Origin of the sequence: Nocardia suismassiliense (assembly GCF_900269665.1) — a bacterium.
Classification (GTDB): Bacteria; Actinomycetota; Actinomycetes; order Mycobacteriales; family Mycobacteriaceae; genus Nocardia; species Nocardia suismassiliense.
On record NZ_LT985361.1, the window covers coordinates 2,669,207 to 2,683,019 of the forward strand.

The window sequence follows — 13,813 nt, forward strand, 5'->3', positions numbered from 1 at the left end:
GTCACGTGCAGGCGCCTACTACAGCGAGACCGGGTACACCGGCTCCTGGATCTCCGGCTTGATGCGGTCCTCGACGAAGATCCCGTGCCACACCATGAACACCAGCAGCGTCCACAGACGGCGGCTGTGGTCGACACCGCCCGCCCGGTGCGCGACGAGCATGTCGCTGATCGCGGCCTTGTTCAGCAGGTGATCGGTCTGCGATTCGAGGATCTGCTGCTGGGCCCAGTCGTAGAGTTCGGTGCCGCGCAACCAGTGGCGCAGCGGGACCGGGAAGCCGAGCTTGGCGCGGTGCAGCACATGCGGCGGCACGATGCCCTCGAGCGCCTGGCGCAGTGCGTATTTCGTGGTTTCCTTGGTGATCTTCTGCTCGAACGGCAGCCCTTCGGCGACCTTGAGCACCTCGGAATCCAGGAAGGGCACCCGCAATTCGAGCGAGTTGGCCATGGTCATCTTGTCGGCCTTGACCAGGATGTCACCGCGCAGCCAGGTGAACAGGTCCAGGTGCTGCATGCGGGCCACCGGATCCCAGCCGCGCGACTGCGCGTAGATCGGCGCCGTCACGTCCTGATGGGTCCATTCAGGCCGGAATTCGCGGAGCACGGAACGCAATTGGGCGTCGCTGAAGCTGCGGGCGTTGCCGTAGTAACGCTCTTCGAGACTGAGTGAGCCGCGGTGCAGCAGGCTCTTGCCGCGGGTGCCGTCCGGAATGCGCTCGGAGAGCTTGCCGGCCAGCTTGCGCAGCCCGCCGGGCAGGTACTCGAAGGGCTTGAGCGACAACGGCTCCCGGTAGATCGTGTAGCCACCGAACAGCTCGTCGGCGCCCTCGCCGGACAGCACCACCTTGACGTGCTTGCGCGCTTCCTTCGCCACGAAGTACAGCGGCACCAGCGCCGGGTCGGCCACGGGATCGTCGAGGTACCAGACGATTTCGGGAATCGCGGCGGCGAACTCGGCGGGGGAGACGGTCTTGATCACGTGCTTGGCGCCGATCGCGGCGGCGGTCTCGGCGGCGACGTCGGCCTCCGAATAGCCTTCGCGCTCGAAGCAACTGGTGAAGGTGATCAGCTTCGGGTTGTGCCGCATGGCCAGCGCGGCGACGGCGGTGGAGTCGATACCGCCGGACAGGAACGAGCCGACGGTGACGTCCGCGCGCATGTGCTTGGCGACCGAATCCTCCATGGCCTCGGCGATTTCGCGGTAGCGCGCGGCCGCCGAGCCCGGCGCGAACGGGCGCACCGTGAACTGGGGATGGAAGTACCGAGTCGCCTTCGGCGCCGCGCCCGGTCGCACCGTCGCGTAACTGCCGGATTCCAGCCGCCGGATGTCCTTGTGCAGCGTCTCGGCCTCCGGCACGTACTGCAGCACGGTGTAGTGCTCCAGCGCGCGCGGATCCAGCGCGTCGGTCAGCTCCAGCGCGGGCAGCAGTTCCAGCAGGCTCTTCTTCTCGCTGCCGAACGCGGTCCCGCCGGGGCCGGTGGCCAGGAACAGCGGCTTGATGCCGAACGGGTCGCGCGCCAGGAACAGTTCCTTGGTCTCGGTGTCCCAGATCGCGAAGGCGAACATGCCGCGCAGCTTGCGCACCGCCTCGGGGCCCCAGTAGTGGAACGCCGCGACCACGGCCTCGCCGTCACCCTCGGTCAGGAAGATGCCGTCGTCGCCGAACTCCGCACCGTGCGCGTCGGCCAGTTCCTTGCGCAGCTCGATGTAGTTGTAGATCTCGCCGTTGAAGGTCAGCGCGTAGCGCTCCCGGTTCTCCGGCGGGCCCCAGCGCAGCGGCTGGTGCGAGTGCTCGATGTCGATGATCGACAGGCGGTTGAAGCCGAAGATCATGTGATCGTCGTGCCAGGTGCCGCGCTCGTCGGGGCCGCGGTGCCGGACGCAGTGCAGCGCGTCGTACACCTGCTCCACCACGCCAGGTGCTGCCTCGTCAGATGTCAGAAACCCGAGCAGTCCACACACGGCGTCGGCAACCTCGTTTCTCCGGTCGGGACGCCGCCGAGAGTGCGGCGTCCGGATGTCTTGCGGGGGCGGTGCGCAGCGTCTGCCGCGAGCGGTTGTTCCGGTACGTGCCGGGGCCTGCTCTCGCGGTGAGCACAGCGGCCGAAATGTTGTGTCCGAGTATGCCGCACACGCCCACTCCGCGCGCATTGCGCACCCTGTCCAGGGCTTTTGCGCACCGATCCCGGGGTGACCACGACTGGCTCACCTGCCCGCACGCCATTGGCGGAGTGTCGAATGCGACCCGACGACAAAGTGGGCGCCCGTTTGGTCTACGCTGCGTAGTACTCAGGCCATTCTCAGGCGGCGCATGCGCTCGACCGGGGACCGGCCTGACATGTGCTTAGAACGTATCGCCGGGCGGTCGCAGCCCAGGCGGTGCAAATGTCGGAATGTGTGGCGACCAGGAAGGCGTGAGCGTGGCGCACAAGGCGAGCGAAGAGATCGGGGCACGACCCGCCAAGGGTCTGCAGAGCCGCATCCTTCGGCGGGCCGGGCTGGCGGTGTCCCTCGGGATCACCGCGGTGCTCGTCTCGGGCTGCTCCATCGACAATGTTTGGCTGCGGTTCGGCTGGCCCTCGGGTGTCACGCCGCAGGCCACCCGGATGCGGGAGCTGTGGACCTGGTCGATCGTCGCCGCCCTGGCGATGGGCGTGCTGGTGTGGGGTCTGACCTTCTGGACCGTCGCCTTCCACCGTAAGAAGCCGGACTCCCCGGAGTTCCCGCGCCAGACCGGGTACAACGTGCCGCTGGAGCTGACCTACACGGCCGTGCCGTTCGTCATCATCGCGGTGCTGTTCTACTTCACCGTCGTCGTGCAGAACTACGTGCACGAGAAGGTGGCCGACCCCGACGTCACCGTCGACGTGACCGCCTTCCAGTGGAACTGGAAGTTCGGCTACCGCGACGTGAACTTCAAGGACGGTTACCGCTTCGAAGGCATCGACACCACGCGTGAGTCGTCGAACCAGGAGCAGCTCGAGGAGTACAAGGAACGGACCAAGGACGGTCACCCGCAGCCGGGCCCGGTGCACGGCAAGCCGGAGAACGACATCCTGTCCTACCTGCACTACGACAAGGTCGAGACCTACGGTTCCAGCACCGAGGTGCCGGTCCTGGTGCTGCCGACCAACAAGGTCATCGAGTTCCAGCTCGCCGCCGCCGACGTGGTGCACGCCTTCTGGGTGCCCGAGTTCCTGTTCAAGCGCGACGTGATGCCGAACCCGAAGGAAAACCACTCGGACAACGTCTTCCAGATCAGCAAGATCGAAAAGGAAGGCGCGTTCGTCGGCCGCTGCGCCGAGATGTGCGGCACCTTCCACTCGATGATGAACTTCGAGGTCCGCGCCGTGTCGCCGGAGAAGTTCACCAGGTACCTGGACGCGCGCCAAGCGGGCAAGACCAACGCCGAAGCGCTCGACTCCATCGGTGAATCGCCGGTCGCCACCTCGACCAGGCCGTTCAACACCGAGCGCACGACCAAGACCGCGGCCGAGGCGAAGTAAGGGACTGATATGAAGATCGAAGCGCGGATATTCGAACTGCTGACGGTGTTCTTCATCATCGTCGCGATTGTCTACGGCTACTTCACCGGCGTCTCCCGCACCGGCGTGGAATGGGCAGGGACCACCGCGACCGTGCTCACCGCCGGCCTGTCGCTGATCATCGGCACCTACTTCCGCTTCGTCGCACGTCGCCTCGACCTGCGCCCCGAAGACTACGAAGACGCCGAAATCGTCGACGGCGCAGGCGACCTGGGCTTCTTCTCGCCCGGCAGCTTCTGGCCCATCACCCTCGCCGCCGCAGGCTCCATCACCGCCCTCGGCCTGGCCTTCTTCCAGTTCTGGCTGATCGGCCTCGGCGTAATCTGCGTGCTGATTGCCGCCGCAGGACTCGTCTTCGAGTACTATCTCGGACCTGAAAAGCACTGAGCTATCCCACGAAAGCCCCCTCCGCTGATTGCGGAGGGGGCTTTCGCGTTCCATGGGCGACTTGACGCAGGTTTCGTGTTCTTGACGTGTGTTGCAGCGTGCGTCAAAAGTGTGCGGCGTGCGTCAAGTGCGCACCTTGCGTTAAGTGGGCGCGAAGGGGGTTGGGCGTGCGGGGGCGGTGCGGTCTCGGTTGTTGTGGATTGCAGCAGCCTCGGTTCGCGCGGGCACCAGCAGTCCTAGTCGACCTGCTCGGGCACGGCTGCTCGGCACGCCGAAGACCGATAGCCGCATCGTCGCCAGCTCGGCCGTGACCTGGCCGCCGGACTAGATGCCGAAGGCGTGCATGAGGCGGGCGGTGGAGCGGGGGGCTACGCCGGCTAGGGCGTAGAGGGTGCGGGTGAAGCGGGGTTCGGGGCGGGGGGTGGTGGTGTGGATGGCGGATTGGATGCGGTGGGCGGTTTGGTCGGCTTCGTTGTGGTCTTCGGTGGAATCGAGGTCTGCTCGGAAGGCGGGGTAGTGGACGGCGGTGACTTGGATGCCGTGCGGGGATAGTTCGGCGTCGGCGCATTGGCCGAAGGTGGTCCAGGCGGCTTGGGCGCTGGCGTAGGAGGCGAAGTTCGGGGCGGCGCCGGTGCGCACGTTCCAGGGGCCGACGTTGATCACGTGGCCGGAGCCGGAGCGCAGCATGGCGGGTAGCAGACCGAGGGTCAGGCGTAGGGGGCCGAAGTAGTTGGCGGCCATCATTCGCTGATAGTCGCGGAACTTGTGTAGTGACTGGGTTACTGGTCTGCGCACGGGTCGCCCGGCGGTGTTGATCAGCACATCGACGGCGCCGAATTCGCTGAGCACCCAGGTGACCAGCTCATCGACATCGCCGAGTGCTGAGATGTCGCACCGGTACCAATGCGCGTCACCATTGTTCGCGCGGATCTGGTCGCAGGCCGCGATGAGCTGATCGCTGCCACGCGCAACCAACAGCAGTTGCGCACCTTGGGCGGCAAGCGTGTGCGCAGTGGCCAGGCCGACATCCGAACAGGCGTCGGTGATCAGGACACGTCGGCCGACGAGCGAGCGCTCCGGCGGACGGTGGCGTCTACGATCGGTGAATCCCACCGGGGCAGCACGAAATTCGGGCATCGGCACAGCAACCTTCACACGCGATCGGGCTGAACACACGCACGGCACCCCGCCGACAGTGCCGAAGCCGCCTGCCGCCGCAACCTTCTGGCGACCACATGCGGCCGGTCACAGTATAGGGTTTGCCACCCGGTTGATGGAGCCGTTCGCGCGGATGCCCAGTGCTGGTTCGCTAACCACCAGACGAACACTGCTGAGCCCCGCGCACCTCACCAGCTACCCACCAGCCCAGCTCCGCCGCTGAAGGGGGCATGAGGCCGTCACATTCAGCGGGTTGCCGCCGCAACGTCCCGTGCGGTGATCGGTAGCTCACTGAGTGGGACATCAGGACGCCGCGTCCTGCGGTTTTCCGCTGCCGTGTCCCGTTGGGCGCTCGGTGGTTCGCTGAGTGGGACGTTAGGGCGTTGCGTCCGGTGGCTTTGTCGGCCTGCTAGGGGCGTGCGGGCCAGAGGCATGCCTGCACAAGTCGACCGCCGAACGGGACATCAAGCCGTCATATCCAGCGCGCCGCCGCCGCTACGCCCCGGTCGGTGATCGGTAGCTCACCGAGTGGGACATGAGGGAGTCGCGTCTTGGGGTTCGCCGCCACCATGTCCCGTCGGGTGATTGGTGGATCGCGGAGTGGGACATGAGGACGCCGCATCCTGCGGTTTGCTGCCGTCATGTCCCGTCGGGTACTCGGTGGCACGCCGAGTGGGGCATGAAGGGGTCGTGTCCTGCGTCCCCATCGTCCGTTCGATTATCGCCTGTACGGGGCGATCGCCGAAACGGACGTAAGGACGTCGCGTTCTGGCCGGAGTCGCGTTCAACTCGTGGCCGACGGCACCGCCGCCGAAACCGCGCGGCGGTGAACGCATTCAGCCGGAAACTTCCGGCGCCGGCTGCGAGTCAGCACCCGCGACCGATGCTGACCCCTACTCCTCCGACTCGTACCGCAGCGCATTCTCCGACCGGCAGATCTCATCGATCCCGGACACGATGTCGCGCAAGAGTTCTGAGGGGAGGGCGGCGGGGCGGAGGCGGCTGGTGAAGGTGATGAGGCCGTGGTCTTCGGGGGAGAGGCTGCGGGCGGCGGATTCGGAGCGCAGGTAGCGGGAGCGGACGCCGTAGGTCATGGCGGAGATGACGGTGAAGCAGCCGGTGCGTTCGCGGTGGCCGGCGAACAGGTCGTGCAGGCGGTAGAAGACCGACGTGTAGCTGGAGAGGGGCGCGAAAATGCCGACGCGGTAGGCGGGTCCACGTTCGGAGGAGCTGAGGGCGGTGTCGGCGAGGTATTCGGCGTCGCGCAGGGTTTGCACCTTCGGCGCGAACAGCACCGCGCCCGCGGCGGCGTTGCGCAACGGCATGCCTGCGGGTCCGGAAGCGGCGGACGCGATGACGCCCAGCGACTTTCTCGCTCGCGACCCGACCTCGCGGCGCGCCCGCACCGAACGGGTGGGTGCGGTGGGATGCAGGGTCGACCACTGGCCGAACCGCACCGTGCCCAGCTGCACATGCCCGACACCGCCGGGTCGTGCGACCTTCAGCGGCGCGGTGTCGACCCACCGGCCTACTTGCAGCGCCGCGTTGCCCGGCCGCATGATCTCGGCGTAAGCGTGTTCGACGAAGGAGTCGAAGTCGAGGAAGCGGTCCGCGTTGGTGGTGAGCCAGGTGCGGTCCTTGTCGATGTCGATCACGTCGAGGGTGAGCGCGGTGATGATGCCCGCGCGGCCGCCCGCGCCGAGAATGCGGTGGAAACGCTCGGCGTGGTGGGTGCGCCCGCAGGTGCCGATGCGTCCGTCGTTGTCGACGTATTCGAGATCGACGACCTGATCGATGAACATGCCGTACTTGTGCGAGGCCGCGCTCACCCCGCCCACGGACGCGAATCCGCCCGCGGTGATGTCGCGGTGGTCGCCGACGATCGGCAGGCCGAGCCCGTGCGCGCCGAGCCGCCGGTCGATGTCGGACAGCTTGGCGCCCGCCTGCACGCGCACCGTCCGCCGCCCCAGGTTGATGTCGAGCACCTGATTCATCCGGCGCAGCGACACCACCGTCGGCTGGGCGGGCAGCGTCAGGCCGTCGTCGAGTTGCTCGCCGCCGCGCACGGTCAGCCGTTGCGCGCGTCCGCGTGAATCCCGAACCGTGCGAACGACATCCGCCGTATCGCGGGGTAGGTATTCCTCGGCGGAGACAAACTGCGGCGTGCTCATGGCACGAAAGCTACTACAGCGCGGCCCGCGCCGCTCGCCCGATCTCCTGTGCTACCGGGCGGTCGGTTCCAGCCGCTGGCTGAACAGCACGGATCCGCTCGCATCGCACAGATCGACCGTCAGTTCCCTTGACTTGCCATCGATCCGCACCTCGCCGAAATGCTGGAAGGCATCGAGCGGAGAACTGTTCTGTACGGGCGGGGCGTGCACGAACACCGCCTCCGGGCCGAACGTCGCATCCAGCGGATTCGGGCCGAACGCACCTGCATTGAGCGGTCCGGAGACGAACTCCCAGAACTCGTCGAAGTCGGTGAACGCCGCACGCTCGGGGGAGTAGTGGTGCGCCGCGGTGTAGTGCACGTCGGCGGTCAACCAGACCACGTCGGTCACCTTGTTCGCCTTGATCGCCGAGAGCACCTGGGCGATCTCGGTTTCCCGGCCGGACGGCGCGCCGGGATCGCCGTTGGCCGGACCCTCGAACGCGACAGTGTCCTTCTGTTCACCGTCCTTGACGACCAGACCGAGCGGTAGGTCGTTGGCGACGATCTTCCAGGTCGCCTGCGAATCACGCAGACCCTCGATCAGCCACCTCGTTTGTTCCGGACCGAAGATGCGACCCTCGGGACCGTTGTTCGCGTCGTTGGTGTCCTTGTAGGTGCGCATGTCCAGCACGAAGACGTCCAGCAGCGGGCCGTAGGAGATCTTGCGGTAGAGGCGGCCGTCCACAGCTTCCCTGGGCTCCACCGGCATCCACTCGTGGAACGCCTGCCAGGCGCGGGTGGCCAAGGTGTCCATGCTGCGCTCGGTGTAGTCCTTGGCCGCCGGGACGAGTCCGCCCGGGTACCAGTTGTTGACCGTCTCGTGGTCGTCCCACTGCACCACCTGTGCGACAGCGGAATTGAAGCGCAGGTAGTTCTGGTCGGTCAGGTTGTAAGCGTAGTTGCCGCGGAACTGCTGAAGGGTTTGTGCGGGAGCGCTTTTCGCCTCGGTGACGATGTTGCGCCAGATTCGCCCGTCGGGGAGCGTCACGGATTCCTTGATGGGATTGTCCGCGTAGATGCAATCGCCCGAGTGGATGAACAAGTGTGGGTCGCGGGCGGCCATGGTGGCGAAGATCTTCATGCCGCCGAGGTCGGGGTTGATACCGAAACCCTGGCCGACGACGTCGCCGGACCACTGCAGTTTGATGTCGGACGCGCCGGTGGGGACGGTGCGGAACACGCCGGTGATCGGTTCGGAGGTGCCGCCGTCGTCGCCCTCCAAGGTGACCCGGTAGTGCACTTGCTCGCCCGCGGGCAGGCCGTTGACGCGCACCCGGCCGGTGCCGTCGGAATCCGGGGTGAGCAACGGCCCGGTGAATCGCTTGACGTTGGTGAAGGATTCAGTCGAGGCGGTCTCCACGATCAGCTTCGCGGGGCGGTCGGAACGCGCCCAGACCAGCGCGCCGTCGCTGCGTGGATCACCCACTGCGACACCGTGCGTCAGCACCGGGCGGTGCCGGACCAGGCCGGGTCCGTCGTTCGACGAGCACGCCGCCAGCGCGGGGGCGGCCACGAGGCCGAGCGCGGAGGTGCGCAGCAGGGTGCGGCGGGAGAAGCCGGAGGTCGAACCAGTCATGGGGATCACCCTGGACCAGCTATCTCAACGCAATGTGAACGGGTACGGTCCGGTGGGGTAACTGGGCGGCCTGCGCGGACAGTTTCGGGCCGGTCAGGGGGAATTTCCGCGGTGCGATGGGGAAAGTGTCCGGGCAGGCCGGGTGCCCCGCAGACCTGGGGGCGAGTCGGACACCGTTGAGGGGATCTCGATTTCGTCGCTGTCATGTGCCGCTAATGCTCTCAGTTGAAGTCGAGTCGAGTGTGGCTGGGGCGAGCCACAGCCGAGGCCATGGTTGGAACTGTGCGATAACCGCGGTCGCCGCTGTGGTCGGAGTCGCGCCGCAGTCGCGGTCGCGATTGAGCTGCGGTGGCCGAGGTCGGGCCGGAGTTGGAGCTGTGCCATGGCGGCCGTCGCCGCGTGGTCGGTGTCGGCGCTATGCCGCGGTCGCAGTCGCCGTCGCTGCCGTGCCGCTGCCGTGGTCGGAGCCGCCGCCGTGGCCGAAGTTGGAGCCGTGCCATGGACGCAATAGCTTCTGCCGCTGCCGCTGCCGTGCCGCTGCCGCTGTCGGGTCGGAGCCGTGCCGCAGCCGTCACCGCGTCCGGGCCACAGCTGTATGGCCTTGCCCTACTCAGTGTTCGGGACGTTACCCGATGGGTATGGCGGGGACGGTCAGGCAGAAGGGGTGGCCGGATGGGTCGAGGAGGACTCGCCAGCGGTCGGGTTCGGGTTGCGGGTCGGGTTTGGAGGCGCCGAGGGCGATTGCGGCCTGTTCGGCGCTGTCGAGTGCGGTGACGAACAGGTCGAGGTGCATCTGTTTGGGGACCCGGTTGCCGGGCCAGTCCGGCGGGATGTGGTCGTCTACCCGCTCGATCGTCAGTGTGACGCCATCGCCCTGGAGCACCACCAGTTCATCGGATTCGTACTCGAGCTCGAGACCGAGCAGCTGCCGGTAGAACAGCCCTAGTCCGCGTGGATCCTTACTGTCTAGCGAGATGGCGCCGAACTTGGCTGTCGCGGTCACAGCTTCCCCCTGCAGTTCGTCGACCCGCTGGGTGGCGAGGTCGTTGATCGGTTGGCGGTTCCGATCGCGAGTTTAATGGGTGGGGCGGGTCGGTTTTACTTGGCGCAGAAGACTATTCGTGTTTTCTTTGGTGATACCCCTACTCGGGAACCGAGTAATGCCGAGTAGATACGGTCGGAGAGCGTTGCGCCGGTGGCTGATTGGCAAGGCTCCCCACATGATGGCCGACACGTGTGGTGCTTGCCGGGGAAGCTTGTCGCGCACGCGTATTACCGAGGGTGTAGTTCACGACGGCCGCGCAAATCTATTGCGCCACCGGCGAAAACTGTGTCGCCGGGACGTCCGCTTCGACGCGAGGCATGGTTGCTGCGTGCCGTCGTTGAATTCTGCACCAACGGATCGACCGGCCTTCTCGTGGCGGTCATTGTCGTGACATCACGAACTCGGGCTGATTCCTGACCGAAGGTGTCGCTCCCGCTGCACGACAGAACCCCTATCAGGACCCCGTCAAGCGGGCCGGAGCGCTACTGCTCCGATCTGATCCTTGACTTATCGAGTCACTAGAGGAATCATCTGATTCCGATGGAATCGGGTGATTCCTGTAGGGCCGCGGCGCCTGGTCAGCTGCTGGTGGAGCGGCCCGATCGAAGGGTCAGCCCCTGGTAGGAGGGCAATGCCTTGCTTTGTCGTCGACACCTACCCGCAGCCGACCGTGTAGCGAAACAGGAAGTAGCCCATGGCAAACAGTGAAGAGCATGTGTCCATCGCGGTCATCGGTGCCGGATTCGCGGGGATCGGGCTCGGAGTGCGGTTGCGGGAGTCCGGGTTCGAGGATTTCGTGATTCTCGAGCGGGCCGGCGATCTCGGGGGCACATGGCAAGCGAATACGTACCCCGGCTGTGCCTGTGACGTACCGTCGGCGCTGTATTCGTACTCGTTCGCGCCGAATCCGGAGTGGACCCGCCGGTATGGCACGCAGCCGGAGATTCTGGACTATCTGCGCACGGTGGCACTGAAATTCGGTGTGCTACGGCATATTCGCTATGACACGGAGTTGCACGAGGCGAGTTGGGATGAGGTACGCGGGCATTGGCGGATCAGCACGTCGCGCGGATCGATGACGGCGGATGTGCTCGTTTCGGCGATCGGCCCGTTCAGCGAGGCACAGATTCCGGAACTGCCGGGAATCGAGAACTTCACCGGTACGCAATTCCATTCGCTGCATTGGGATCACGGACATGACCTGACCGGCGAGCGGGTGGCCGTCATCGGTACCGGGGCGTCGGCGGTGCAGTTCATTCCCGAGATTCAGCCCGCGGTGGGGCAGTTGACGGTGTTCCAGCGGTCCGCGCCGTGGATCGTGCCGCGGCTGGACTGGGCCACCTCCGCACTCGAACGGTCCGCGCTGCGGCGGATGCCACTGCTGGGCAAGGCGGTTCGCGGCGCCTACTTCGCCGGTATCGAGGGCTTCGGTTTGGTCGGCTTCGTGGACAAGCGATTCCGGCATCCGTACGAGGCGTTGGGCCGTCTCCAATTGCGTCGGCAGGTGCGGGATCGGCGGCTGCGCGAGCGGCTGACTCCCGACTACATGATCGGCTGCAAGCGGGCGATCTTCTCCGACGCTTACTACCCGGCGCTCACCCAGCCGAACGTCGAGGTGGTGACCTCGCGGATCACCGCGGTGGGACCGCGTTCGATCCGCACCGACGACGGTGTTCAGCACGAAGTGGACACCATCATCTGGGGTACCGGGTTCGGCGTGCCGCCGCAGGTTTTCGAGAGGGTCCGCGGCAGTGACGGTCGCAGCATGGGCGAGCTGTACCGCGAACGTCCGCAAAGCTACCTCGGCACCACGGTGACTGGTTTTCCGAACTTCTTCACCACGCTCGGCCCGTTCGGTGCCGCCGGCAACCAGTCCGCGATCTACATGATCGAAGCGCAGATCCGCTACATCGTCGAGGCACTGAAGACCATGCGGGACAACGGACTCCAGCGGATCGAGGTCCGCCCGGAAGCGCAACAGGCGTTCCTTCGGGAGATGGATGATCGCAGCCGCGACACCGTCTGGGTGACCGGCAACTGCCGCAGTTATTACCAAACCGCCGACGGCAGTGCGAATGCCGGGCTTTACCCGAACTGGAGCTTCGAATACGCCCGCCGCACAAGCCGGTTCGACGAGGACGCCTATCTGACGAGTGGGGTGCAGGGATGATGTCGGATCTCGCGCGAATGGTGGGGATCGTTTGATGTTGGGTTTGCGTTGGCCGACAGCCGGTTTCGAGGTGCGGGACCGGGTGGTGGTGATCACCGGCGCGGGGCAGGGGATCGGGCTCGAATTGACCCGAATACTGCACCGGCGGGGTGCTGCGGTGGCGATGGTCGACCTCGACGAGGCGCGCAGTGCCGCAGCCGAATTGGGAGAGCGTGCGCTGGCGGTTCGCGCCGATGTCGCTGATCGGGACGGGATGGTCGCGGCCTTGGCGACGGTCCGGGAGCGGTTCGGCCGGATCGATGTCGTGGTCGCGAATGCCGGGGTGACGCCGACCCCGGCGACGATCCGCACCATGGACCCCGCCGATTTCGACCGCGTCCTCGCGATCAATCTGACCGGGGTGTTCAATACCGTGCGCCCGGCCCTGGACGACATCGTCGCGGCCCGTGGGCATGTCGTGGTGGTGTCGTCCTGCGCCGCGTTCGCGCCGGGCATGGGCGGCTCGCCCTACATGATCAGCAAGGCAGGCGTCGAGCAATTCGGTCGCGCATTGCGGGTCGAACTCGCGCCGGCGGGGGCCAGCGCGGGGGTCGCCTACTTCGGCATCGTGGAGACCGCGATGACCAAGCACACCCTCGACGAGGACGAACTCGGCCGCGCCGTCGGGCAATTGCTGCCATGGCCGTTGAACCGGCGCATCACCGCCGCGGAGGCCGCCGCCAGCATCGCCGACGGCATCACCCATAGGGCGGCGCGCACGATCGCTCCGAGTGTCTGGGAGCCGTATGCCCTGCTACGCGGTGCGGTCAACGTCGCGCTCGACCGGTATCTCAGTCTGGACCCGCGCACGCACGACCTGATCCGACGACTGGAACAGCGCGTCTCGCCGCGCACCGCCGAACCCGACCGCCCCATGACACCAGCACCGCCGAACCCGACCGCGCCGTGACATCCACAGGGCCGTGGCATCATCAGCACCGTGAGTTCGTCAGCCGACAACACCTGGCGCGGCAGCACCATGGCCGACCGTTCCGCCGAGCGGCGGGACCAATTGGTGCGTGCCGGGTTCGAACTGCTCGGCGCGGATGGCGCGGCGGCCACCACCATGCGGGCTGTCTGCCGCACGGCGGGGCTGAGCCTGCGCTACTTCTACGAGAGTTTCCCTGACCGTGAAGCGCTGCTCGTGGACGTCTACGACCAGGTCGCGCACGGTCTGCTGGACGCGGTCACGACGCGGTTGGCCACCGCGCCCGGCGACGAAACCGCCCGCCTACGTGCGGCTTTCGATGCCGCCGCCCAGTACTTCGAGGAAGATCCGCGCCGCGGCCGAATCATGTTCCGCGAAACCCTCGCCGACGACACCCTCCGCACCCATGGCTCGGCCGTCCTCCCCAATTTCGTGCTCCTCGTCGCCACCCAATTCGCCCCCGGCCAGTCGCTCCATACGGAACACCTCACCATGCCGATCAGCGCCCTGTCCGGCGCCCTCGTCTCCCTCTTCCTCGACTGGCTCACCGGTCGGATCCGGGCTACCCGCGCCGAAATAGTCGACTACGCCACCCATCTCACGACCGCCGTCCTCGCCAAGTCGTAGGTCCGGACGCGGCGGCACTGGTTTCGACAGATGCCGACGGCGCCACCAGAACCCCGCCAACAGGGCGGAAACCATGACAATGCGGGCTCCCACAAGCCCACGCGCCGGGTGGTAGCCCGTGGCACA

At 66.5% G+C, this 13,813-nt stretch carries 10 protein-coding genes; 5 read left to right on the top strand and 5 right to left on the bottom strand.

What is annotated here, in order from left to right:
• Positions 1–18: 18 nt before the first annotated feature.
• A complete protein-coding gene (asnB, locus tag DBO33_RS12035) occupies positions 19–1,962 on the bottom strand; it encodes an asparagine synthase (glutamine-hydrolyzing) (RefSeq protein WP_107655103.1) in 1,944 nt (647 codons plus the stop codon).
• A 458-nt stretch (positions 1,963–2,420) separates the two neighbouring features.
• Between asnB and ctaC the strand changes: the two genes are divergently transcribed.
• Positions 2,421–3,506, top strand: a complete 1,086-nt coding sequence (ctaC, locus tag DBO33_RS12040; RefSeq protein WP_107660189.1) for an aa3-type cytochrome oxidase subunit II — start codon at positions 2,421–2,423, stop codon at positions 3,504–3,506.
• A gap of 9 nt (positions 3,507–3,515) precedes the next feature.
• On the top strand, positions 3,516–3,932 hold the full coding sequence (locus DBO33_RS12045; RefSeq protein WP_107655104.1) for a cytochrome c oxidase subunit 4: 417 nt from the start codon (positions 3,516–3,518) through the stop codon (positions 3,930–3,932).
• A 324-nt stretch (positions 3,933–4,256) separates the two neighbouring features.
• Here the strand turns inward: DBO33_RS12045 and DBO33_RS12050 are convergent, their stop codons facing one another.
• From DBO33_RS12050 to DBO33_RS12065, 4 genes are all read right to left on the bottom strand, one after another.
• A complete protein-coding gene (locus DBO33_RS12050) occupies positions 4,257–5,069 on the bottom strand; it encodes an SDR family NAD(P)-dependent oxidoreductase (protein WP_107655105.1) in 813 nt (270 codons plus the stop codon).
• Between the two features lie 914 nt (positions 5,070–5,983).
• Complete coding sequence (locus DBO33_RS12055; protein WP_107655106.1) at positions 5,984–7,261, bottom strand: FAD-binding oxidoreductase; 1,278 nt, start codon at positions 7,259–7,261, stop codon at positions 5,984–5,986.
• A 51-nt stretch (positions 7,262–7,312) separates the two neighbouring features.
• On the bottom strand, positions 7,313–8,878 hold the full coding sequence (locus DBO33_RS12060; RefSeq protein WP_107655107.1) for an alkaline phosphatase D family protein: 1,566 nt from the start codon (positions 8,876–8,878) through the stop codon (positions 7,313–7,315).
• 625 nt (positions 8,879–9,503) lie between these two features.
• Positions 9,504–9,881 (bottom strand): VOC family protein, encoded by a 378-nt coding sequence (locus DBO33_RS12065; protein WP_107655108.1) that lies wholly within the window; start codon positions 9,879–9,881, stop codon positions 9,504–9,506.
• A 736-nt stretch (positions 9,882–10,617) separates the two neighbouring features.
• Between DBO33_RS12065 and DBO33_RS12070 the strand changes: the two genes are divergently transcribed.
• Genes DBO33_RS12070 through DBO33_RS12080 form a run of 3 tightly spaced genes read left to right on the top strand, consistent with a single transcriptional unit; the run spans position 10,618 to position 13,687 of the window.
• Complete coding sequence (locus tag DBO33_RS12070; RefSeq protein WP_107655109.1) at positions 10,618–12,093, top strand: flavin-containing monooxygenase; 1,476 nt, start codon at positions 10,618–10,620, stop codon at positions 12,091–12,093.
• A 34-nt stretch (positions 12,094–12,127) separates the two neighbouring features.
• Positions 12,128–13,042, top strand: coding sequence for an SDR family oxidoreductase (locus DBO33_RS12075; RefSeq protein ID WP_107655110.1), 915 nt, complete (start codon positions 12,128–12,130; stop codon positions 13,040–13,042).
• 30 nt (positions 13,043–13,072) lie between these two features.
• Positions 13,073–13,687 (top strand): TetR/AcrR family transcriptional regulator, encoded by a 615-nt coding sequence (locus tag DBO33_RS12080; protein ID WP_159080224.1) that lies wholly within the window; start codon positions 13,073–13,075, stop codon positions 13,685–13,687.
• The last annotated feature ends 126 nt before the right edge of the window (positions 13,688–13,813 follow it).

Bases quoted from the DNA above. Each gene is read 5' to 3' on its own strand.
- DBO33_RS12055 (WP_107655106.1), bottom strand. From the start codon at position 7,261: ATGAGCACGCCGCAGTTTGTCTCCGCCGAGGAATACCTACCCCGCGAT.
- DBO33_RS12045 (WP_107655104.1), top strand. From the start codon at position 3,516: ATGAAGATCGAAGCGCGGATATTCGAACTGCTGACGGTGTTCTTCATC.
- DBO33_RS12050 (WP_107655105.1), bottom strand. From the start codon at position 5,069: ATGCCCGAATTTCGTGCTGCCCCGGTGGGATTCACCGATCGTAGACGC.
- DBO33_RS12070 (WP_107655109.1), top strand. From the start codon at position 10,618: ATGGCAAACAGTGAAGAGCATGTGTCCATCGCGGTCATCGGTGCCGGA.
- DBO33_RS12075 (WP_107655110.1), top strand. From the start codon at position 12,128: ATGTTGGGTTTGCGTTGGCCGACAGCCGGTTTCGAGGTGCGGGACCGG.
- DBO33_RS12060 (WP_107655107.1), bottom strand. From the start codon at position 8,878: ATGACTGGTTCGACCTCCGGCTTCTCCCGCCGCACCCTGCTGCGCACC.